Source organism: Enterobacter sp. 01-M-02-SI-ECC (genome assembly GCF_047530595.1).
Classification (GTDB): domain Bacteria; phylum Pseudomonadota; class Gammaproteobacteria; order Enterobacterales; family Enterobacteriaceae; genus Enterobacter; species Enterobacter cloacae_M.
Genome location: NZ_JBLKCZ010000001.1, coordinates 472,644 through 491,881, shown reverse-complemented (window position 1 = coordinate 491,881; position 19,238 = coordinate 472,644). Strand labels below are relative to the sequence as shown.

The 19,238-nt window shown below is 55.2% G+C and carries 23 protein-coding genes; 13 read left to right on the top strand and 10 right to left on the bottom strand.

The genetic code is table 11. The features are described from left to right. Window positions 1-18: 18 nt before the first annotated feature. Window positions 19-570: an NAD(P)H nitroreductase gene (locus ACMWLG_RS02420; protein WP_045401546.1), complete on the bottom strand. Its 552-nt coding sequence runs from the start codon at window positions 568-570 to the stop codon at window positions 19-21. Between the two features lie 167 nt (window positions 571-737). Between ACMWLG_RS02420 and sppA the strand changes: the two genes are divergently transcribed. The 3 genes from sppA (at window position 738) to pncA (ending at window position 4,325) form a co-directional block, all read left to right on the top strand. Continuing rightward, window positions 738-2,594, top strand: a complete 1,857-nt coding sequence (gene sppA, locus ACMWLG_RS02415; RefSeq protein WP_045401549.1) for a signal peptide peptidase SppA — start codon at window positions 738-740, stop codon at window positions 2,592-2,594. 63 nt (window positions 2,595-2,657) lie between these two features. Then, window positions 2,658-3,674, top strand: coding sequence for an asparaginase (gene ansA, locus ACMWLG_RS02410; protein WP_045401552.1), 1,017 nt, complete (start codon window positions 2,658-2,660; stop codon window positions 3,672-3,674). A 9-nt stretch (window positions 3,675-3,683) separates the two neighbouring features. Next, a complete protein-coding gene (gene pncA / locus ACMWLG_RS02405) occupies window positions 3,684-4,325 on the top strand; it encodes a bifunctional nicotinamidase/pyrazinamidase (RefSeq protein WP_023311259.1) in 642 nt (213 codons plus the stop codon). Between the two features lie 45 nt (window positions 4,326-4,370). On the opposite strand, the gene ACMWLG_RS02400 is transcribed toward pncA, so the two are convergent. Both ACMWLG_RS02400 and msrB read right to left on the bottom strand, forming a co-directional pair. Further along, a complete protein-coding gene (locus ACMWLG_RS02400; protein WP_196238666.1) occupies window positions 4,371-4,634 on the bottom strand; it encodes a YeaC family protein in 264 nt (87 codons plus the stop codon). A 56-nt stretch (window positions 4,635-4,690) separates the two neighbouring features. Beyond that, a complete protein-coding gene (msrB, locus tag ACMWLG_RS02395) occupies window positions 4,691-5,104 on the bottom strand; it encodes a peptide-methionine (R)-S-oxide reductase MsrB (RefSeq protein WP_008500710.1) in 414 nt (137 codons plus the stop codon). A gap of 340 nt (window positions 5,105-5,444) precedes the next feature. On the opposite strand from msrB, the gene gapA reads away from it, so the two are divergent. After that, complete coding sequence (gene gapA, locus ACMWLG_RS02390; RefSeq protein ID WP_023311257.1) at window positions 5,445-6,440, top strand: glyceraldehyde-3-phosphate dehydrogenase; 996 nt, start codon at window positions 5,445-5,447, stop codon at window positions 6,438-6,440. A 73-nt stretch (window positions 6,441-6,513) separates the two neighbouring features. Beyond that, entirely contained in the window at window positions 6,514-7,398 is an 885-nt protein-coding gene (locus ACMWLG_RS02385) for a D-hexose-6-phosphate mutarotase (RefSeq protein ID WP_045401555.1), read from the top strand. 78 nt (window positions 7,399-7,476) lie between these two features. Here ACMWLG_RS02385 and ACMWLG_RS02380 read toward each other — a convergent pair whose 3' ends face one another. Next, window positions 7,477-8,223 carry a MipA/OmpV family protein gene (locus tag ACMWLG_RS02380; protein WP_023311255.1) on the bottom strand — a complete coding sequence of 249 codons (747 nt, stop codon included), beginning with the start codon at window positions 8,221-8,223 and terminating at the stop codon, window positions 7,477-7,479. 431 nt (window positions 8,224-8,654) lie between these two features. On the opposite strand from ACMWLG_RS02380, the gene yeaG reads away from it, so the two are divergent. The 3 genes from yeaG (at window position 8,655) to ACMWLG_RS02365 (ending at window position 12,548) form a co-directional block, all read left to right on the top strand. Then, entirely contained in the window at window positions 8,655-10,589 is a 1,935-nt protein-coding gene (gene yeaG / locus ACMWLG_RS02375; RefSeq protein WP_008500713.1) for a protein kinase YeaG, read from the top strand. A gap of 75 nt (window positions 10,590-10,664) precedes the next feature. Beyond that, complete coding sequence (locus tag ACMWLG_RS02370) at window positions 10,665-11,948, top strand: YeaH/YhbH family protein (protein ID WP_032651499.1); 1,284 nt, start codon at window positions 10,665-10,667, stop codon at window positions 11,946-11,948. A 99-nt stretch (window positions 11,949-12,047) separates the two neighbouring features. After that, the gene (locus ACMWLG_RS02365) at window positions 12,048-12,548 is read left to right on the top strand and encodes a YbaK/prolyl-tRNA synthetase associated domain-containing protein (RefSeq protein WP_023311253.1); all 501 of its coding nucleotides are present in this window, start codon (window positions 12,048-12,050) and stop codon (window positions 12,546-12,548) included. A gap of 20 nt (window positions 12,549-12,568) precedes the next feature. Here the strand turns inward: ACMWLG_RS02365 and yoaI are convergent, their stop codons facing one another. Then, the gene (yoaI, locus tag ACMWLG_RS02360; RefSeq protein ID WP_010430055.1) at window positions 12,569-12,673 is read right to left on the bottom strand and encodes a small membrane protein YoaI; all 105 of its coding nucleotides are present in this window, start codon (window positions 12,671-12,673) and stop codon (window positions 12,569-12,571) included. 145 nt (window positions 12,674-12,818) lie between these two features. On the opposite strand from yoaI, the gene ACMWLG_RS02355 reads away from it, so the two are divergent. Then, window positions 12,819-13,265 carry a DUF441 domain-containing protein gene (locus tag ACMWLG_RS02355; RefSeq protein ID WP_024908579.1) on the top strand — a complete coding sequence of 149 codons (447 nt, stop codon included), beginning with the start codon at window positions 12,819-12,821 and terminating at the stop codon, window positions 13,263-13,265. Here the strand turns inward: ACMWLG_RS02355 and ACMWLG_RS02350 are convergent. After that, a complete protein-coding gene (locus ACMWLG_RS02350) occupies window positions 13,249-14,040 on the bottom strand; it encodes an AraC family transcriptional regulator (protein WP_045401558.1) in 792 nt (263 codons plus the stop codon). The two genes, ACMWLG_RS02355 and ACMWLG_RS02350, sit on opposite strands and share 17 nt — an antisense overlap. A gap of 99 nt (window positions 14,041-14,139) precedes the next feature. Here ACMWLG_RS02350 and ACMWLG_RS02345 point away from each other — a divergent pair, with 99 nt between their 5' ends. Continuing rightward, on the top strand, window positions 14,140-15,327 hold the full coding sequence (locus tag ACMWLG_RS02345; RefSeq protein ID WP_023311250.1) for a CynX/NimT family MFS transporter: 1,188 nt from the start codon (window positions 14,140-14,142) through the stop codon (window positions 15,325-15,327). A gap of 32 nt (window positions 15,328-15,359) precedes the next feature. Here the strand turns inward: ACMWLG_RS02345 and ACMWLG_RS02340 are convergent, their stop codons facing one another. Then, window positions 15,360-16,067 carry a CTP synthase gene (locus ACMWLG_RS02340; protein WP_045401561.1) on the bottom strand — a complete coding sequence of 236 codons (708 nt, stop codon included), beginning with the start codon at window positions 16,065-16,067 and terminating at the stop codon, window positions 15,360-15,362. A gap of 101 nt (window positions 16,068-16,168) precedes the next feature. Here ACMWLG_RS02340 and ACMWLG_RS02335 point away from each other — a divergent pair, with 101 nt between their 5' ends. After that, window positions 16,169-16,513, top strand: coding sequence for a DUF488 domain-containing protein (locus ACMWLG_RS02335; protein WP_023311248.1), 345 nt, complete (start codon window positions 16,169-16,171; stop codon window positions 16,511-16,513). On the opposite strand, the gene ACMWLG_RS02330 is transcribed toward ACMWLG_RS02335, so the two are convergent. After that, complete coding sequence (locus ACMWLG_RS02330; protein ID WP_045401563.1) at window positions 16,514-16,819, bottom strand: periplasmic protein; 306 nt, start codon at window positions 16,817-16,819, stop codon at window positions 16,514-16,516. It abuts the gene before it with no gap. Between the two features lie 80 nt (window positions 16,820-16,899). Beyond that, a complete protein-coding gene (locus ACMWLG_RS02325; protein ID WP_045401566.1) occupies window positions 16,900-17,154 on the bottom strand; it encodes a DUF333 domain-containing protein in 255 nt (84 codons plus the stop codon). A gap of 309 nt (window positions 17,155-17,463) precedes the next feature. Between ACMWLG_RS02325 and ACMWLG_RS02320 the strand changes: the two genes are divergently transcribed. Together ACMWLG_RS02320 and ACMWLG_RS02315 are read left to right on the top strand one after the other, a co-directional pair. Next, window positions 17,464-18,492 carry a sensor domain-containing diguanylate cyclase gene (locus tag ACMWLG_RS02320; RefSeq protein ID WP_045401618.1) on the top strand — a complete coding sequence of 343 codons (1,029 nt, stop codon included), beginning with the start codon at window positions 17,464-17,466 and terminating at the stop codon, window positions 18,490-18,492. A 45-nt stretch (window positions 18,493-18,537) separates the two neighbouring features. After that, a complete protein-coding gene (locus ACMWLG_RS02315) occupies window positions 18,538-18,636 on the top strand; it encodes a YoaK family small membrane protein (RefSeq protein ID WP_029739841.1) in 99 nt (32 codons plus the stop codon). Between the two features lie 130 nt (window positions 18,637-18,766). On the opposite strand, the gene ACMWLG_RS02310 is transcribed toward ACMWLG_RS02315, so the two are convergent. Then, window positions 18,767-19,015: a GlsB/YeaQ/YmgE family stress response membrane protein gene (locus ACMWLG_RS02310; protein WP_006174788.1), complete on the bottom strand. Its 249-nt coding sequence runs from the start codon at window positions 19,013-19,015 to the stop codon at window positions 18,767-18,769. Between the last annotated feature and the right edge of the window lie 223 nt (window positions 19,016-19,238).

The following is a 19,238-nucleotide window of genomic DNA, read 5'->3' as shown; positions in this document are numbered from 1 at the left end:
GACAGTTCAGGTGCGTTATCAGAAATGGCTGACGAAAGGCGTGGTGTCCGGAATGCTGATGGTGCTGGAGGCTTTAAGCTGCGGGGTGCCGAGATAGAGGAAACCGACAATTTTGTCATGCTCACCGCAGCCAAAACCGTCACGGACCGCCGGGCTTTCGGTCAGCGCACCGGTACGCCAGATACCGTTAAAGCCCTGCGCGACGGCGGCCATCTGCATCGCCATCACCGCACAGCCTGCGGACATTTCCTGTTCCCAGACCGGCACCTTATGGTCAGCCTGGCATTTCGCCACGACGGCGATAATCATCGGGGCGCGGAACGGGGCATTGCGCGCCTTGTCGATACCTTTCTCATCCTGCCCGGCGGCAATCGCGCCCTGCTCCAGCAGCTGGCTGAAACGATCGCGGCCTTCGCCTTCAATCACAAAGAAGTGCCACGGCTGCAGCGTGCCGTGATCGGGGGCACGCATGCCGGCACGCAGAATGTTCTCCAGCTGCTCGCCTGCCGGGGCTGGTTCGGCCAGACGGGAAGCGCTACGGCGGTTAACAAGCAGTTCGAGTGCGTCCATTGGTTAACTCCTTTCTTGAAATTTACTCACAAAATTAACACGACCGCAGATTTTGTTACAGCCTGGCAGGCGATTCCTGCTGACAAGTGGCGGTTGGGTCATTACGATAACCCAACATTACCGTCCAGTGGCGACGGAAACAGTCATTTTCTGGTTAGGGAGAATACATGCGAACCCTTTGGCGAATCATTGCCGGTTTCTTTAAATGGACGTGGAGACTGCTCAACTTCGTCCGCAACCTGGTGATGAACATCTTCTTCATCCTGCTGGTTCTGGTTTGCGCGGGCATCTGGATGCATATCAGCAACGCGAATCAGGCGCAGCATTCGACTCGCGGGGCCCTGTTACTCGATATCACCGGCGTTATCGTTGATAAACCGTCCGCCAGCAACCGTCTGGGGGCAATCAGCCGCCAGCTGTTTGGCGCGACGTCAGACCGTCTGCAGGAAAACTCCCTGTTCGATATCGTCGATACCATCCGCCAGGCGAAAGACGACCGGAACATCACCGGGATCGTGCTGGATCTGAAAGATTTTGCCGGAGGCGATCAGCCGTCGATGCAGTACATCGGTAAAGCGCTGCGCGAATTCCGCGACAGCGGCAAGCCGGTGATTGCCGTAGGCGACAGCTACAGCCAGGGGCAATATTATCTGGCGAGCTTCGCCAATAAGATCTGGCTCTCCCCACAGGGGACGGTGGATCTGCACGGTTTTGCCACCAACGGCCTGTACTATAAATCCCTGCTCGACAAGCTTAAGGTTACCACCCACGTCTTCCGCGTCGGCACGTACAAATCCGCCGTCGAGCCGTTTATCCGCGACGACATGTCTCCAGCCGCCCGTGAAGCGGACAGCCGCTGGATTGGCGAGCTGTGGCAGAACTATCTCGGCACCGTTGCCGCCAACCGCCAGATTACGCCTGAGCAGGCGTTCCCGGGCGCACAGGGCGTGCTGGATGGCCTGCGTAAGGTTGACGGTGATACCGCAAAATATGCGCTCGATAACAAACTGGTTGATGCCCTGGGCACCAGCGCCGAGATTGAAAAATCCCTTAGCAAACAGTTTGGCTGGAGCAAAGAGGACAAAAATTACAGCGCCATCAGCATGTATGATTACTCGACGAAAAAGCCTGATGACAGCGGTAACAGCGTCGCGGTGGTGTTTGCCAACGGCGCCATCATGGACGGCCAGGAGACTCCGGGGAACGTGGGCGGCGATACTACCGCGTCACAAATCCGCGATGCTCGCCTGGATCCGAAAGTGAAAGCGATCGTCCTGCGGGTGAACAGCCCTGGCGGCAGCGTCAGCGCCTCCGAGGTGATCCGCGCTGAACTGGCTGCGGCGCGTGCCGCCGGCAAGCCGGTCGTCGTATCCATGGGCGGAATGGCCGCCTCCGGGGGTTACTGGATCTCAACGCCAGCCAACTACATCGTGGCCAACCCAAGCACGCTGACCGGTTCGATTGGCATCTTCGGGGTGATCAACACCGTGGAAAACAGCCTGGATTCTCTGGGCGTGCATACCGATGGCGTGGCCACCTCTCCGCTGGCTGATGTGTCGGTGACCAAATCCCTGCCGCCAGAAGTCTCTGAGATGATGCAGCTCAGCATTGAGAACGGCTATAAGCGCTTTATCACCCTGGTAGCGGACTCGCGTAAAAAGACGCCTGAGCAGATCGACCAGATCGCGCAGGGCCACGTCTGGACCGGCCAGGATGCGAAGAGCAACGGTCTGGTGGACAGCCTGGGCGACTTCGATGACGCGGTGAAAAAAGCCGCCGAGCTGGCGAAGCTCAAGCAATGGCATATCGAGTATTACCAGGACGAGCCTTCGTTCTTCGATATGGTCATGGACAGCATGTCCGGCTCGGTACGCGCCATGCTGCCGGAGGCGATGCAGGCTTACCTGCCTGCGCCGGTCGCCACGGCAGCGAAAGCGATGAAGGCGGAAAGCGATAAGCTCGCGGCCTTTAACGATCCACAGAGTCGTTACGCGTTTTGCCTGACCTGCGCTAACGTCCGTTAAAAACCGTCCCCTCTTCCCGCGAAGAGGGGATTTTTTTCTTTTGAAGAACAAGAACTCACTACCATGCAGAAGAAATCGATTTATGTAGCCTACACTGGCGGTACCATCGGTATGCAGCGCTCTGAAAACGGCTATATCCCTGTCTCCGGCCACCTTCAGCGTCAGCTTGCGCTGATGCCGGAATTCCACCGTCCGGAAATGCCTGACTTCACCATCCACGAATACGAGCCGCTGATGGACTCCTCCGACATGACGCCGGAAGACTGGCAGCACATCGCGGATGACATTAAAGCCCATTACGACCAGTACGACGGCTTCGTGATCCTGCACGGCACCGACACCATGGCGTTTACCGCCTCGGCGCTCTCCTTTATGCTGGAGAACCTGAGCAAGCCGGTTATCGTCACCGGGTCGCAAATCCCGCTGGCGGAGCTGCGCTCGGACGGGCAGATCAACCTGCTGAACTCCCTGTACGTGGCGGCGAATTATCCGATCAACGAAGTGTCGCTATTCTTTAATAACCGTCTGTATCGCGGCAACCGCACCACCAAAGCCCATGCTGACGGTTTTGACGCCTTCGCCTCCCCTAACCTGCAGCCGCTGCTGGAGGCCGGAATTCATATCCGTCGTCTGGGCACGCCGCCTGCGCCGAACACCGCCGGCGAGCTGATCGTGCATCCGATCACTCCGCAACCGATTGGCGTGGTCACTATCTACCCGGGTATCTCTGCCGACGTAGTGCGTAACTTCCTCCGCCAGCCGGTGAAAGCGCTGATTCTGCGCTCCTATGGCGTAGGTAATGCCCCGCAGAACAGCGAATTCCTGAAAGAGCTCCAGGAAGCCAGCGAGCGCGGAATTGTGGTCGTGAACCTGACCCAGTGTATGTCCGGTAAAGTGAATATGGGCGGCTATGCCACCGGCAACGCGCTGGCGCATGCAGGGGTTATTAGCGGCTTCGATATGACCGTTGAGGCAACGCTGACTAAACTTCACTATTTACTGAGTCAGGATCTGGACATTCAGTCCATTCGCAACGCGATGATGCAAAACCTGCGCGGCGAGCTGACCCCGGACGAATAAGGAGTGCTCATGAAGCAACGCGCCCTGCTACTGGTCGATTTGCAAAATGATTTCTGCGCGGGCGGTGCGCTGGCCGTCGCCGAAGGTGACAGCACCGTTGACGTGGCAAACACGCTGATTGACTGGTGCAAAGCCCGCGGCGAAGCGGTTGTCGCAAGCCAGGACTGGCACCCGGCGAACCACGGCAGCTTTGCCAGCCAGCACAACGTCGAGCCTTTCACTCAGGGTGAACTCGACGGGCTGGCGCAAACCTTCTGGCCGGATCACTGCGTACAGCAGACGGAAGGCGCGGAGCTGCATCCGCTCCTGAATCAGAAAGCCGTCGACGCGGTGTTCCATAAAGGTGAAAACCCGGCTATCGACAGCTATAGCGCGTTTTTTGATAACGGGCATCGCCAGAAAACGGCGCTGGACGCGTGGTTACGTCATCACGAAATCACGGAGCTGATCGTGCTGGGCCTGGCGACGGATTACTGCGTGAAGTTTACCGTGCTGGACGCGCTCCAGTTAGGTTATACCGTCAGCGTCATCACCGACGGCTGCCGCGGGGTAAACATTCATCCGCAGGACAGCGCTCAGGCGTTTATGGATATGGCTGCGGAAGGCGCAACGCTGTATACGCTCGAAGACTGGCTGGAAACGCAGGCGTAGTCTTTTACGCCCTCTCCCTGTGGGAGAGGGCATCAACCCGCACCGTTATTGCATTTTCATCGTCGCAATCGGCTTCGGCGTGATGCCGAAGTCTTCTTTCAGCTCGCGCTTGCTCTTCATCACCATCTGGCCTTTGGTGTCGATCGTCATGTGCTGCGCGTCGGTGTTATTGCGCGCCTGCCACAGCATCACCAGCTGCAAACTGTTCTCTTTTTGCTCCGGCGTCAGCGCGACGCCGTCGGGCCATTTTCCCAGTTCTACGGCGGTCACCAGACGCTGATAAATTTCCGGCGTCATGCCGCTAATCATGTCATCAATATTCACACTCGCGCCCTTTCAAAGGAATAATTTGCTGAATCGTTTTTTCAACCCTTAATTTGGTCACCGTTCTCATCATCGGTGAAGCTCATTGAGGCAGAGTTTACGCAGAAACGCTCGCCCGTAGGCTGTGGGCCATCCGGGAAGACGTGCCCAAGGTGCGCATCGCAGTTGCCGCAGCGAATTTCCGTGCGCACCATGCCGTGCGACGAGTCGGTCAGGTAGCGGATGGCCTCATCGCTCACCGGCTCGTAAAAACTCGGCCAGCCGCAGCCAGAATCAAATTTCGTTTGTGAATTGAACAACGGGGCATCACAGACCAGACAGTGGTAGACGCCGTCTCGCTTGTTGTGCAGTAAACGCCCGGTGAACGGCGGTTCCGTTCCGTGATTCTGCGTCACGTAAAACTGCATTTCTGTGAGGTTTTTTTTCAAATCGTCAGGGTTACGTTGGTTCGACATATGCTTACATCTCGCTGTAGAAACAGACATCTTTCAACCCGGATTCTAACAAAACATTAACACCCTTGCGTGCACTTTTGATCTAAACTTATGTGTCGCGAATAAGCGGTCAGGCAATTGTGATCATGTTCACATTTTTATCCTGCGAGGACTTTAAAATCCCGGCTCAGCCCCCATATGGGTGCAAGCTCAAAGGGAAAGTGAGGCGAGTCAGTCGCACAAACGTTAGTCACAGGATTGATTTGTCGCAATGATTGACACGATTCCGCTTGACGCTGCGTAAGGTTTTTGTAATTTTACAGGCAACCTTTTATTCACTAACAAATAGCTGGTGGAATATATGACTATCAAAGTAGGTATCAACGGTTTTGGCCGTATCGGCCGTATTGTTTTCCGTGCTGCTCAGAAACGTTCTGACATCGAAATCGTTGGTATCAACGATCTCCTGGACGCTGAATACATGGCGTACATGCTGAAGTACGACTCAACTCACGGTCGTTTCGACGGCACCGTTGAAGTGAAAGACGGCCACCTGGTTGTTAATGGCAAAACCATCCGCGTTACTGCTGAAAAAGACCCAGCTAACCTGAAATGGAACGAAATCGGTGTTGACGTTGTTGCTGAAGCAACCGGTATCTTCCTGACCGACGAAACTGCACGTAAACACATCACTGCGGGTGCGAAGAAAGTTGTTCTGACTGGTCCTTCCAAAGACAACACCCCAATGTTCGTTCGTGGTGCAAACTTCGAAACTTACGCTGGCCAGGATATCGTGTCTAACGCATCCTGCACCACCAACTGCCTGGCACCGCTGGCTAAAGTTATCAACGACAACTTCGGCATCATCGAAGGTCTGATGACTACCGTTCACGCAACCACCGCTACTCAGAAAACCGTTGATGGCCCGTCTCACAAAGACTGGCGCGGCGGCCGTGGCGCGGCTCAGAACATCATCCCATCCTCTACCGGTGCTGCTAAAGCTGTAGGTAAAGTACTGCCAGAACTGAATGGCAAACTGACTGGTATGGCGTTCCGCGTTCCAACTCCTAACGTATCCGTTGTTGACCTGACCGTTCGTCTGGAAAAAGCTGCTTCTTATGAAGAAATTAAGAAAGCAATCAAAGCTGCTTCCGAAGGCGCAATGAAAGGCGTTCTGGGCTACACCGAAGACGACGTTGTTTCTACCGACTTCAACGGCGAAATCTGCACTTCCGTGTTTGATGCTAAAGCAGGTATCGCACTGAACGACAACTTCGTTAAACTGGTTTCCTGGTACGACAACGAAACTGGCTACTCTAACAAAGTACTGGACCTGATCGCTCACATCTCTAAATAAGTTGAGATGAGTGCTTGATCCAAAAAGGCGACTTCGGTCGCCTTTTTTTATTTATAAGACAGAGGATTGCTTAATGATTAATAAAATTTTTGCACTTCCGGTAGTCGAACAGCTTACCCCTGTGCTCTCCCGCCGTCAGATTGACGGTGCTGATATCATCGTCGTTGACCATCCGCGTGTTAAAGCGTCCGTGGCGCTGAACGGCGCTCACCTGCTCTCCTGGAAACCGGAAGGTGAAGCCGAAGGTTTGTGGCTGAGCGATGCGACCTCCTTCAAAAAAGGGGCGGCTATTCGCGGCGGCGTGCCGATCTGCTGGCCGTGGTTCGGCCCGTCCGCACAGCCGGGTTTGCCGTCTCACGGTTTTGCCCGCAACCAGCAGTGGACGCTGAAAGCGCATAACGAAGATGACAACGGCGCAGCGCTGACCTTTGAGCTGCAGGCAAACGATGAAACCCGCGCCCTCTGGCCGCACGATTTCACCCTGTATGCCCGCTTCAAACTGGGTAAAACCTGTGAAATCGAACTGGAAGCTCACGGCGAGTTCGAAACCACCTCTGCCCTGCACACCTATTTCAACGTGGGTGATATCAGCGCCGTGAAGGTGAGCGGCCTTGGCGATACCTATATTGATAAAGTCGATAACGCGAAAGAAGGCAAACTGAGCGACGGCGTTCAGGCATTCCCTGACCGTACCGACCGCGTTTACCTGCACCCGGAAGCGTGCAGCGTGATCCGCGACGGCGCCCTGAACCGCGGCATTGAAGTGGTTCATCATCATCACAGCGACGTGGTGGGCTGGAACCCGGGTCCGGCGCTGTCCGTCAGCATGGCCGACATGACGGATGATGGGTATAAAACGTTTGTCTGCGTGGAAACGGCTCGCGTGACCAACCCGCAGAAAGCGAGTGAAGAAAAACCGTCTCGTTTAGGGCAGACGATTCGCATTGTTAAGCGATAAATTCTCTGCACCACGCTAAAGCAAACGGGGCGCAAGCGCCCCGTTTTAATGCATCAATTGCACGATATTAGTGCGCAATCAGAACTTGTAGCTCACACCCACAGAGAAGATGCCTGCCCAGGACTTATCGACCATCGGGCTATCCTTCACTTCGTCGCTCAGACGCTCATAGCGGCCGGTACCGTACACGCTCCAGTCGCCAAGGAAGTTGTAGCTCGCGGTCAGCTCCAGATAAGGATCCCAGCCGTCATCTGCACTGTAGCTTTTCAGACCACTTCGGCGTGACTCGTTTTTAGAGACGCCGTAATAGTAGTCGTTGTAGTTCTCGCTGTTGTACTGCACACCGATACCCGGCGTCAGGGTGAGCCCGCCGTTGGTGTAGCGGTACAACCACGCCAGATCCCAGATAAAGCCGTTGCTGTTATCCAGCGTATCACCCGCCAGGGCCGTACGCAGGAAGCCATACTCGGTGTTATGTACATAGGAGAGCCCGGCCATCATGGTGCTTTTACGCTTGTCGAGCTGGCGAAGCGCATGGCTGTCGCTGTCACCCGGCTTGAAGTGCGTTGGGTCGTAGTAGGCCATGATGGAGAGCTTATCGGCCTTATCGTTCCAGAGATAGTAGCCGCCGCCGAGCCCGCGGAACCAGACGTTGTCGCCTTCATAGGTGATAACGGGAACAGGATAAACATCACGGTCATACTGTTTATACGGGCTGTTAATGACGCCAACACCCGCGCCAACCGTCCACTGACTTTCCGCCTGTGCGGTGTTCACTGCGGTCGCGGCAAAGATGCCTAATGCCAGAAGTTTGAGTTTGGTCACAATCCATTCTTTCCTGTAGTCAAATAATCAGCGGATGAAGTGTAACCGCCATTCCCGTACATCCCAAAATTTTTTGCCTGCTAATCAGTCCGATTAACCCATTATTTTTAACTTATCAGATGACAACCTGCTTTCATTTATATGACCACTGAATGAAAAACGTGCATTTGTCTTATAACGACAGTGGAAATTTTTGGATGAGTTATTGATATGTCATTGAAAGTAGATTTTCTGGGCATGCAAGTTTTGCAAATGCCATCTACGCTTTAATTTAAGAAGAGTTTTCCTGAACACCCTGCGGTTCTTAGCGTCTGACCTGGCACACAGGTTGCTGCTCTGGCAGTGAGGTGCGAGAGATTCTCTTCCGGGAGCCTCCACTACTCATACGAACGGCTCTTATCCTGTGCTAAAAAACGAAAGGACGGCATGCCATGAATATATTCGATCACTATCGCCAGCGCTATGAAGCTGCCAAGGACGAAGAGTTCACACTGCAGGAGTTTCTTACCATCTGTCGGCAAGATCGCAGTGCCTATGCCAATGCGGCAGAACGGCTATTGATGGCTATTGGTGAGCCAAACATGGTTGACACTGCCCTGGAACCCCGGCTTTCCCGTCTCTTTTCGAATCGGGTGGTCGCCCGATACCCGGCGTTTGAAGAGTTCTATGGTATGGAAGATGCCATCGAACAGATTGTCTCCTATCTGAAGCATGCCGCTCAGGGTCTGGAAGAGAAGAAACAGATCCTCTATTTACTCGGCCCGGTGGGTGGCGGTAAATCCTCGCTGGCTGAACGCCTGAAGTCGCTGATGCAGCGCGTCCCTATCTATGTGCTGAGCGCCAACGGTGAACGCAGCCCGGTGAACGACCATCCGCTGTGCCTGTTCAATCCGCAGGAAGACGCGCAGATTCTGGATAAAGAGTATGGCATCCCGCGTCGCTATCTCGGGACCATCATGTCGCCGTGGGCGGCAAAACGCCTGCATGAGTTTGGTGGCGACATCACCAAATTCCGCGTGGTGAAGGTCTGGCCGTCTATCCTTGAGCAGATCGCCATCGCCAAAACAGAACCGGGTGATGAGAACAACCAGGATATCTCGGCTCTGGTAGGTAAAGTCGATATCCGTAAGCTGGAAAACTTCGCGCAAAACGATCCGGACGCCTACGGTTACTCAGGCGCGCTGTGCCGTGCGAACCAGGGGATTATGGAATTCGTCGAGATGTTTAAAGCACCGATTAAAGTGCTGCATCCTCTGCTGACGGCTACCCAGGAAGGCAACTACAACGGGACGGAAGGTATCTCCGCCCTGCCGTTTAACGGGATTATTCTCGCCCACTCGAACGAATCTGAATGGGTGACCTTCCGTAATAACAAAAACAATGAGGCCTTCCTTGACCGCGTGTACATCGTCAAGGTGCCTTATTGCCTGCGGATCTCCGAAGAGATCAAAATTTACGAGAAACTGCTTAACCACAGCGAGCTGGTGCACGCTCCTTGCGCACCGGGAACACTGGAAACGCTGTCGCGCTTCTCCATCCTTTCGCGTCTGAAAGAGCCGGAAAACTCCAGCATCTATTCGAAAATGCGCGTCTATGACGGTGAAAGCCTGAAAGATACCGACCCGAAAGCGAAGTCGTATCAGGAGTACCGCGATTACGCTGGCGTCGACGAGGGGATGAACGGTCTGTCCACGCGTTTCGCGTTTAAGATCCTCTCCCGCGTCTTTAACTTCGACCATGCGGAAGTGGCGGCCAACCCGGTTCATCTGTTCTACGTGCTGGAGCAGCAAATCGAACGCGAGCAGTTCCCGCAGGAGCAGGCTGAACGCTACCTTGAGTTCCTCAAAGGTTACCTGATCCCGAAATACGCCGAGTTCATTGGCAAAGAGATCCAGACGGCCTACCTGGAATCCTATTCAGAATACGGGCAGAACATTTTCGACCGTTACGTCACCTATGCTGACTTCTGGATCCAGGATCAGGAGTACCGCGACCCTGATACCGGCCAGCTGTTTGACCGTGAATCCCTGAACGCGGAGCTGGAGAAAATCGAGAAACCTGCCGGGATCAGCAACCCGAAAGACTTCCGTAACGAGATTGTGAACTTCGTCCTGCGCGCCAGAGCGCATAACAACGGGCGCAATCCGAACTGGACCAGCTACGAGAAGCTGCGCACGGTCATTGAGAAGAAAATGTTCTCCAATACCGAAGAGCTGCTGCCGGTGATCTCGTTTAACGCCAAAACCTCAACCGATGAGCAGAAAAAGCACGACGACTTTGTCGACCGTATGATGGAAAAAGGCTACACCCGCAAGCAGGTCCGCCTGCTCTGCGAATGGTATCTGCGCGTGCGTAAATCGTCTTAAAAACAAGTGCCCGGTGGCGCTTAGAGCCTGCCGGGCCTACAAAATGCAAGTTGGCAAATGCAGTACGGGGGGTATATGACCTGGTTTATTGACCGGCGTCTTAACGGCAAAAACAAGAGCACGGTGAACCGCCAGCGCTTCTTGCGTCGTTATAAAGCGCAAATTAAACAGTCTATCTCCGAGGCCATCAACAAACGCTCGGTGACCGACGTCGACAGCGGCGAGTCTGTCTCCATCCCCACCGATGACATCAGCGAACCGATGTTTCATCAGGGGCGAGGCGGCCTGCGCCATCGCGTACACCCAGGTAATGACCACTTCGTTCAGAACGACAGAATTGAGCGCCCTCAGGGCGGCGGCGGTGGTTCAGGAAGCGGTCAGGGACAGGCCAGCCAGGACGGTGAAGGTCAGGACGAATTTGTCTTCCAGATTTCAAAAGATGAATATCTCGACCTGCTGTTCGAAGACCTGGCGCTGCCGAATCTGAAAAAGAATCAGCATCGTCAGCTTAATGAATATAAAACCCACCGCGCGGGCTACACCGCCAACGGCGTACCCGCCAACATCAGCGTCGTACGTTCGCTGCAGAATTCGCTGGCGCGACGCACGGCCATGACGGCAGGAAAACGGCGCGAGCTGCGCGAGCTGGAGAGCAGCCTGAAGGTGGTTGAAAACACGGAACCGGCGCAACTGCTGGAAGAGGAGCGCCTGCGTAAAGAGATTGCAGAGCTGAGGGCGAAGATCGAACGGGTCCCGTTTATCGACACCTTTGACCTGCGCTACAAGAACTACGAAAAACGCCCTGAGCCCTCCAGCCAGGCGGTGATGTTCTGTCTGATGGACGTGTCCGGCTCGATGGACCAGGCAACCAAGGATATGGCGAAGCGTTTTTATATTTTGCTCTACCTTTTCCTGAGCAGAACCTATAAGAACGTAGAGGTGGTCTATATCCGCCACCACACCCAGGCGAAGGAGGTGGATGAGCATGAGTTCTTCTACTCTCAGGAAACCGGCGGGACCATCGTATCAAGCGCTCTGAAGCTGATGGATGAAGTGGTCAAAGAGCGTTACGACCCGGCGCAGTGGAACATTTATGCCGCGCAGGCGTCCGATGGCGACAACTGGGCCGATGACTCACCGCTGTGTCACGAGATTCTGGCGAAGAAAATTCTGCCGGTGGTGCGTTACTACAGCTATATCGAAATTACCCGTCGCGCGCACCAGACCCTGTGGCGGGAGTATGAACATCTGCAAGCAATGTTCGATAATTTTGCCATGCAGCATATCCGTGACCAGGATGATATTTATCCGGTGTTCAGGGAGCTGTTCCACAAGCAATCTGCTACCAGCAACGCATAATCCAACAGCCAGCGAACGCGCTGGCTGTTTTCTTTCGACCCCGTTCATCCCGTGCTAATGTAGAACGCTGCATACTGGATTATCACCGGGAAAATCGTTATGACTGACGACGTTATTGGAACAGGCACCCACCAGCAGCTGATTACCTTACTCACCGAGCAGGGCGCGCGGTTTCGCGTCATGGAGCACGAGGCGGTCGGGAAATGTGAAGCGGTAAGTGAAATTCGCGGGACCGATCTGCGACAAGGCGCAAAGGCCCTCGTCTGCAAGGTGAAGGGAAACGGCGTAAAAAAACACGTTCTGGCTATCCTCGCCGCCGATCTGCAGGCCGACCTGAGCCAGCTTGCCCGCCATTTTGGCGGGCTGAAGGCCTCCCTCGCCAGCCCGGCTGAGGTCGATACCCTGACCGCCTGCGTTTTCGGCGCGATCCCGCCCTTTAGCTTCCATCCTGATCTGGCGCTGGTTGCCGACCCGCTGCTGTTCGAGCGTTTTGACGAAATCGCCTTTAACGCCGGCCTGCTGGAGAAATCCGTAATTATGGATACCCAGGATTACCTGCGCATCGCCCGTCCTGAGCTGGTGACCTTCCACAAAGCGTAACCGTGATGTCTGACGACCTGTCAGCCTTTTCTTTCCAGAAACAGCACGGAGGCGACGAGAATAACGGCAATAGCGAAAAACGATGAGGAGATAATCAGCGTTTCCACAAACATGTGATCGTTCATGATGGCGACCCCTTTTGCGATATCTGCCTTCGTTTTAATCCGCGTAAATGACAAGGTTATGACAACGACAAAATCTTTTTAAAACTGTCCTCCGCCGCGTTTGCGCGTACAGTAAATAGCACAATTTTTCTGGCAAGGATTCCCTATGTTTGACCCTACTCTGCTCATTCTTCTGGCACTCGCCGCGCTCGGCTTTGTCAGCCATAACACCACCGTCGCCATCTCGATTCTGGTGCTGATTATTGTTCGCGTGACCCCGTTAAATACCTTCTTCCCATGGATAGAAAAACAAGGCCTCACCATCGGGATCATCATTTTAACCATCGGGGTAATGGCGCCCATCGCCAGCGGCACGCTTCCCGCCTCAACCCTGCTGCACTCGTTTGTAAACTGGAAATCGCTGGTGGCGATCGCGGTGGGGATTTTTGTTTCGTGGCTGGGCGGGCGCGGCGTTACGCTGATGAGCAGCCAGCCCTCGCTGGTGGCGGGTCTGCTGGTGGGCACCGTGCTGGGCGTGGCGCTCTTTCGCGGCGTTCCGGTGGGGCCGCTGATTGCGGCAGGCCTTGTCTCTCTGTTTATCGGGAAGTCCTAGTCAGGCTGGCCATATATCGCGCAGGCGTCTGGCCCAGCCCCTTTCTGAACATGGTGATAAACGCGGTGGTCGAGTCATAGCCCAGTGACTGTGCCACCTGCTGTACCGATTTCCCGCCAATCAAATGCTGTAACGCCACGATCAGCTGCAGCTGGTGCCGCCAGCGGCGAAAGCTTAAACCGGTCTCTTTCACCACCAGCCGCGCCAGGCTGCGTTCGCTCATGGCAAAGTGGCTCGCCCACTGCGCCAGCGTTTGCCAGGCGGCGGGCTCTTCCGCCATTTTCTCGCTCATCAGCCGAATTTTAGGATGAGGCGAGACGGGCAGCTGCAGATGCTCCTGACGCTGGAGCGGCAGCTCGTCAAACAGAACGTCCACCAGGCGCGAGGTGGCCGCAAGAGTGAGCTGTTCAGGCGATTTTTCCGCCAGGGATAAAATCAGCTCCCGCACCAGGGGAGAGATTTTCAGGGTGCAGCAGCGGTCGGGCAAGCTTGCCGCCCCCGGTTCAATGAATAAAAAGCAGAGCTGCGCGCCCGGGGTGGCCCTGTTGCTGTGCGGCATCTGGCCGGGGATCCAGACGGCGTACTGGGGCGGAACCATCAGCATGGCATTTTCCACTTCGCAGGTGATCGCGCCGCCGAGGGCGAGAATGAGCTGCCCCTTACGGTGATGATGTCGGGGAATATACTGTTCCTCCGCCACCACGCGGATGCGAAATGCGACGGCCGCATCGTGCTGGCTATCGGGATCATAGCCGTCCAGTCCCAGACCAATCATCAGTTTGTCCGATTTTAGCGATAAACTGTCATTTTAGCCTGATTTCAACCGCCTGGAAAATCGGTATTGTGTGCGCTCGCTTGAACGTATGAGAACATAATGACTACTGCTATTCGCACCTCAGGAAAACACGGCGCGCTGTTAATTGCAGGCATCCTGATGATTGCCACTACGCTTCGCGTCACCTTTACCGGCGCAGCCCCGCTGCTCGACACTATTCGTCTTGATTATGGCTTAAGCACAGCGCAAACCGGTCTGCTGACCACCCTGCCCCTGCTGGCTTTCGCCCTTGTCTCACCGCTTGCCGCAGGCGTTGCCCGACGTATCGGCATGGAGCGCAGCCTGTTTGTCGCCCTGCTGCTGATTTGCGCCGGAATTGCACTTCGCTCGCTGCCTTCCGCCGCGCTGCTTTTCATCGGAACGGCGGTCATCGGCTGCGGGATTGCGCTCGGTAACGTGCTGTTACCCGGATTAATTAAGCGTGACTTCCCGGGCCAGGTAGCCCGACTCACCGGAGCCTATTCCCTGACGATGGGCGTCTCGGCGGCCTTTGGCTCAGCGATGATTGTTCCCCTGGCGCAGGGTAGCGCGGGTTGGCATGGCGCGCTGCTGATGCTGATGGCGTTTCCGCTGGTCGCGCTGCTGCTATGGCTGCCGCAGTGGCGTCAGAAACACGTTGCGACGGTAACGGGCGCTGGCGCGCTGCATAATCGCGCCATCTGGCGCTCGGCCCTCGCCTGGCAGGTGACGCTCTTTTTGGGGATTAACTCGCTGATTTACTACGTCATCATCGGCTGGCTGCCGGCGATATTGCTCAGCCACGGCTACAGCGAAGCGCAGGCCGGCTCGGTGCACGGGCTGTTGCAGCTGGCCACGGCCGTGCCGGGGCTTGCCGTTCCTCTGGTACTCCACCGTCTGAAAGATCAGCGGGGGATCGCAGGTGCGGTGGCGCTGATGTGCGCGGTAAGCGCGGCGGGGCTATGGTTTATGCCTGACATGGCGGTGATGTGGACGCTGGTGTTTGGCTTTGGCTCCGGAGCAACGATGATCCTCGGCCTGACGTTCATCGGCCTGCGCGCCAGCTCTGCGCACCAGGCTGCGGCGCTGTCCGGCATGGCGCAGTCGATTGGCTATCTGCTCGCCGCCTGCGGCCCTCCGCTGATGGGGAAAATTCACGATAGCGCGGGAGACTGGCGGATCCCGCTTCTGGGCTGCGCCCTGGCCGCCGTGATAATGGCTATTTGCGGCGTGCTCGCCGGGCGAGACCGGGAGATCGCGCCCCGTTAAAGACTGTGGCAGACCATTGGGTCTGCCTTTTCTTACCCGCGCGCCGCACGCAGCATTGCCTGCACCAGCACGACCGGGCGTCCCTCCAGCGCACTACGCTCATGCTGGAATAAGGTGATCACGAAGAACGGGTGCGTAACCAGCTCTGCGGCGCGAATTTCCCCCTGTTCGTCCCAGCCCGTAACGTGCATATCACCGCTTTCCAGCGCCTGTGCAAACGCCGGCGACACGCCATAGTTACAGTGATACCCCTCTTCAATTTCCGGCTTGCCGTACGCTTTTGCGATCAGCGTATTTTTGCGCAGCTCAATCGCATCGGTTTTTTCCACCAGCGAGCAGGTCAGCGGCGCAATCACCATCGTGCCTTCGGTATCCGTCTCGGCATGTGCCGCATCGGCCCAGCCCAGCACGTTTCGGGCATACTCAATCAGCGCGTGCTGGAATCCGCCGCAGGTGCCAAGGAACGGTACGCCGTTTTCACGGGCGTAGCGCGCGGCGATAAAGGCCGCCTCGGTGTTTTTATAGGGGCTGGCAGGCACCAGCCAGATGGCATCGTAGCCCACCAGATCTTCAGGGCTTGTCAGCTCAGTGGTAGCAAGCCAGTCGTAATCGGCGGTGAGGTCAAGGACTGCGGCGGCGTCGTCAATGGCCAGCGGGATCGCCTGATGCGCAATAACACTGGAATTGTAATCGCCAACCAGCGCAATGCGCAGCGTCGTTTTAACCGGGAGGTGTTCCATGAAAGGTTCCTTATGCCAGAGTATTATCAGATAACATAAGGAACCTCAGACTACCGATCTTCTGCAATTATCACAATACCTTAAATTGGGAGGGTGGAATTATGATTCAATGCAAACGCGTATACGAGCAGGCAGGCCCGGACGACGGCTATCGGGTGCTGGTGGACAAACTGTGGCCGCGCGGGGTTAAAAAGACGGACCTCGCGTATGATGAATGGTGTAAAGCGCTCACGCCCTCGAATGAATTACGCAAGGCCTTTCATAGCGAAACCATTGATTTCGCCGCCTTCAGTAAGGCCTATAGGGAAGAGCTGGCGCAGCATGCTGACGAGGGAATGCGTCTTGCGACGCTGGCGAACAGGCAAACCGTCACCCTGCTCTACGCTGCCAAAGACACGAAGCAAAATCACGCCCTGGTATTAGCCGACTGGCTGCGCCATCTGTGATCAGCCGATCGTCAGTTCATCCAGAATTTGCGGCGCTTCATCCGGGGTGAGCGGCATCAGATGTTCGGCGCGGACAAACGCAAAGCCGTGCTGGTTATCGAAGGCGTAGACATCACCCGTCACCAGCCAAAGTGCGCGATCTGCGGTAGCGGGTAATTGCGTCATCACGCCGTTGACCGGGTTAACGAAACGCAGGCCAGGCTGGCAAAGGCCAAACAGTTCAACAGATTTACCAATATTGCGACGGCCTGACGCCGTGCGGGCACCCACGATCATCGCCATGCTGCCCGGTTTTAGCTGAAACATACTTCTCTCGCGGAAACGAACGCCAGAAACTGGCTAAGATTAATCCTAAAGAGAAGTGTATCGCAGGCAGTATCCGTCTGTCACCTGGTGGATTGCGGACGATCGCGACGATAGAGCGTCCATTCATCGATCACTTCCCCGCCCGGTAATTTGCACTCGGTGCGAACGCCCTGCGGGCTTTGAACCGGGATCTGTTCCCCGCCTTTCTCCAGGCAGTAGACGGAGGCCGGGTTCGCCATACCGATAACGTGCGGCGGTTTCGGCGCATCGGGTGGCGTGGTTTTTGCGGTGCAGGCGGCCAGGGGAAGCGCCAGCGTCAGAAGCAGAAATCTCATCTCATTGATCCTTTTGACATCATTACACCCTAACGGTAACGGGTCATCGCCGCGTTCTCCATGATTTCTCCATTTTAACTGCACTTTTCAGCATTATAGTGTGGCATGTTCTCGATATGACCAGAGAACATCATTCCGTAATCAAGATGTCTTTGCCCCGGTCTCAACAACGGGGCTTTTTTTCGCGCCTGCTCCCCGCTTCCTGCATATATTAAATTTTCTGTATTCATGTTTTACTATGCCTGAAGCCTAAAAACTCAGCATAACATGCAGTTGCAGACGTCTTCTGCCTGGGAGTCATTCTACGTCATGTCGGATATTATCCTTGCCCGTGTTTCAGAAACCCTCGCCACTGAACAATCCCTTGAAGGTCTCGTTCGCCAGCTGCTGGAGATGCTGGAAATTGTCACCGACATGGAGTCGACCTACCTGACGAAGGTGGATATCGAGGCGCGGCTGCAGCACATCCTCTACGCCCGCAACAGCAAACAGATGACGATCCCGGAGGGGCTGAGCGTCCCATGGGATGAGACGCTGTGCAAACGCGCGCTGGATAGTGACACGATGTTCAGCAATGACGTGCCTGAACGTTGGCCCGAGTGTGAAGCCGCAAAAGCGCTCGGCATTACCACCTACATGAGTATTCCTGTCCATCTTGCCGATGGTTCACTTTACGGAACGCTCTGCGCCACCAGCACGGCCAGAAAGCCGCTGAGCGAGCGCGCTGAACAGGTGCTGAAGCTCTTCGCCGGGCTGATTGCCCAGTCCATTCAGAAAGAGTCGCTGGTGACCCAGCTTCGCGAAGCCAATGCGGCCCTCATCGCGCACTCCTATACGGATGCCCTTACCGGTTTACCTAACCGTCGCGCCATTTTTGAAGATCTGACCACGCTGTTTTCCCTGGCGCGGCACCTTAAGCGTAACACCGTCATCGCGTTCATCGATCTGGATGATTTCAAGCTGATTAACGATCGTTACGGCCACGAGGCTGGCGACCAGTTCCTGATAGAAGTGGGCAAGCGTTTGACCGAAGAGAAACAGCAGGACGATATTATCGGTCGTCTGGGCGGGGATGAATTTCTGGTGGCGTCGTTGAGCACATCCCACAGTGAAGGAGATAACGCGCAGGTCACGCTGCTTAAAACGCGCCTCAGCGCCTGTATTGCCGGTGAATACTGGCTGGGTAGCGTCAACCTCATTTACCCCGGAGCCAGCGTCGGCGTTATCGAAGTAGACCCTGGGGTAACCGATCCGGACAGCGCATTACGCGACGCGGATGTCGCGATGTATCAGGATAAGAAAGGAAAAAGCAAAACACGCTTTCTCACTATGGATTAACCCCGTACACTCTACGGCGTTACAAAAACCGAAACAGGTGATGATATGAGAATAGGGATCCTCTTCCCGGTCGTTATTTTTATAACGGCGGTGATTTTTTTAGCATGGTTTTTTGTCGGTGGTTACGCGGCGCCTGGGGCATAAATGAGAAAAACGACCCTCATTATGCTGATCGTAGCCATCGCGGCGTTTGCCGGCGCGCAGCTTGGCTGGTGGTAAACCCGCCACGTAAAAAAGGCCGCCATCTGGCAGCCTTTTTTAACGCTTTTAAGCCTTAGCTTTTGATTTTTCTGTAGATAAACAGAACAACCAGCGCACCGATGACCGCGACGGCAAAGCTGCCGAAGTTAAAGCCATCGACTTTGCCAAAACCGAACAGCGTACTGATCCAGCCGCCGACTACCGCGCCGATAATACCCAGTATTACGGTGACGATAAAACCACCGCCATCTTTGCCCGGCATAATCCACTTCGCCAGAATACCCGCAATAAGCCCAAAGATAATCCAGGATAAAATTCCCATAACTTTCCTCTCTGTATGGTTTTTGTCATTAAATCAACGACACAAAAAAGAATAGCACAGGATTTCAGAAAGGAAATTTGTGACAGGCATCACAATGAGAGAGTGCGCAATTATTCACCAACAAAAAGAGCCTGCCGCATAAACTGTGGGGTTGCATCTTTTGTTGAGAAAGATTATCTTTCTCAACACTGAATGGTTGAGCGTAACACTCAGGTATTCAGTA

What these genes read in the sequence shown, in the direction of transcription:
- ACMWLG_RS02420 (WP_045401546.1), bottom strand. Translation starts at nt 570, where the DNA reads ATGGACGCACTCGAACTGCTTGTTAACCGCCGTAGCGCTTCCCGTCTG.
- sppA (WP_045401549.1), top strand. Translation starts at nt 738, where the DNA reads ATGCGAACCCTTTGGCGAATCATTGCCGGTTTCTTTAAATGGACGTGG.
- ansA (WP_045401552.1), top strand. Translation starts at nt 2,658, where the DNA reads ATGCAGAAGAAATCGATTTATGTAGCCTACACTGGCGGTACCATCGGT.
- pncA (WP_023311259.1), top strand. Translation starts at nt 3,684, where the DNA reads ATGAAGCAACGCGCCCTGCTACTGGTCGATTTGCAAAATGATTTCTGC.
- ACMWLG_RS02400 (WP_196238666.1), bottom strand. Translation starts at nt 4,634, where the DNA reads ATGATTAGCGGCATGACGCCGGAAATTTATCAGCGTCTGGTGACCGCC.
- msrB (WP_008500710.1), bottom strand. Translation starts at nt 5,104, where the DNA reads ATGTCGAACCAACGTAACCCTGACGATTTGAAAAAAAACCTCACAGAA.
- gapA (WP_023311257.1), top strand. Translation starts at nt 5,445, where the DNA reads ATGACTATCAAAGTAGGTATCAACGGTTTTGGCCGTATCGGCCGTATT.
- ACMWLG_RS02385 (WP_045401555.1), top strand. Translation starts at nt 6,514, where the DNA reads ATGATTAATAAAATTTTTGCACTTCCGGTAGTCGAACAGCTTACCCCT.
- yeaG (WP_008500713.1), top strand. Translation starts at nt 8,655, where the DNA reads ATGAATATATTCGATCACTATCGCCAGCGCTATGAAGCTGCCAAGGAC.
- ACMWLG_RS02370 (WP_032651499.1), top strand. Translation starts at nt 10,665, where the DNA reads ATGACCTGGTTTATTGACCGGCGTCTTAACGGCAAAAACAAGAGCACG.
- ACMWLG_RS02365 (WP_023311253.1), top strand. Translation starts at nt 12,048, where the DNA reads ATGACTGACGACGTTATTGGAACAGGCACCCACCAGCAGCTGATTACC.
- yoaI (WP_010430055.1), bottom strand. Translation starts at nt 12,673, where the DNA reads ATGAACGATCACATGTTTGTGGAAACGCTGATTATCTCCTCATCGTTT.
- ACMWLG_RS02355 (WP_024908579.1), top strand. Translation starts at nt 12,819, where the DNA reads ATGTTTGACCCTACTCTGCTCATTCTTCTGGCACTCGCCGCGCTCGGC.
- ACMWLG_RS02350 (WP_045401558.1), bottom strand. Translation starts at nt 14,040, where the DNA reads ATGATTGGTCTGGGACTGGACGGCTATGATCCCGATAGCCAGCACGAT.
- ACMWLG_RS02345 (WP_023311250.1), top strand. Translation starts at nt 14,140, where the DNA reads ATGACTACTGCTATTCGCACCTCAGGAAAACACGGCGCGCTGTTAATT.
- ACMWLG_RS02340 (WP_045401561.1), bottom strand. Translation starts at nt 16,067, where the DNA reads ATGGAACACCTCCCGGTTAAAACGACGCTGCGCATTGCGCTGGTTGGC.
- ACMWLG_RS02335 (WP_023311248.1), top strand. Translation starts at nt 16,169, where the DNA reads ATGATTCAATGCAAACGCGTATACGAGCAGGCAGGCCCGGACGACGGC.
- ACMWLG_RS02330 (WP_045401563.1), bottom strand. Translation starts at nt 16,819, where the DNA reads ATGTTTCAGCTAAAACCGGGCAGCATGGCGATGATCGTGGGTGCCCGC.
- ACMWLG_RS02325 (WP_045401566.1), bottom strand. Translation starts at nt 17,154, where the DNA reads ATGAGATTTCTGCTTCTGACGCTGGCGCTTCCCCTGGCCGCCTGCACC.
- ACMWLG_RS02320 (WP_045401618.1), top strand. Translation starts at nt 17,464, where the DNA reads ATGTCGGATATTATCCTTGCCCGTGTTTCAGAAACCCTCGCCACTGAA.
- ACMWLG_RS02315 (WP_029739841.1), top strand. Translation starts at nt 18,538, where the DNA reads ATGAGAATAGGGATCCTCTTCCCGGTCGTTATTTTTATAACGGCGGTG.
- ACMWLG_RS02310 (WP_006174788.1), bottom strand. Translation starts at nt 19,015, where the DNA reads ATGGGAATTTTATCCTGGATTATCTTTGGGCTTATTGCGGGTATTCTG.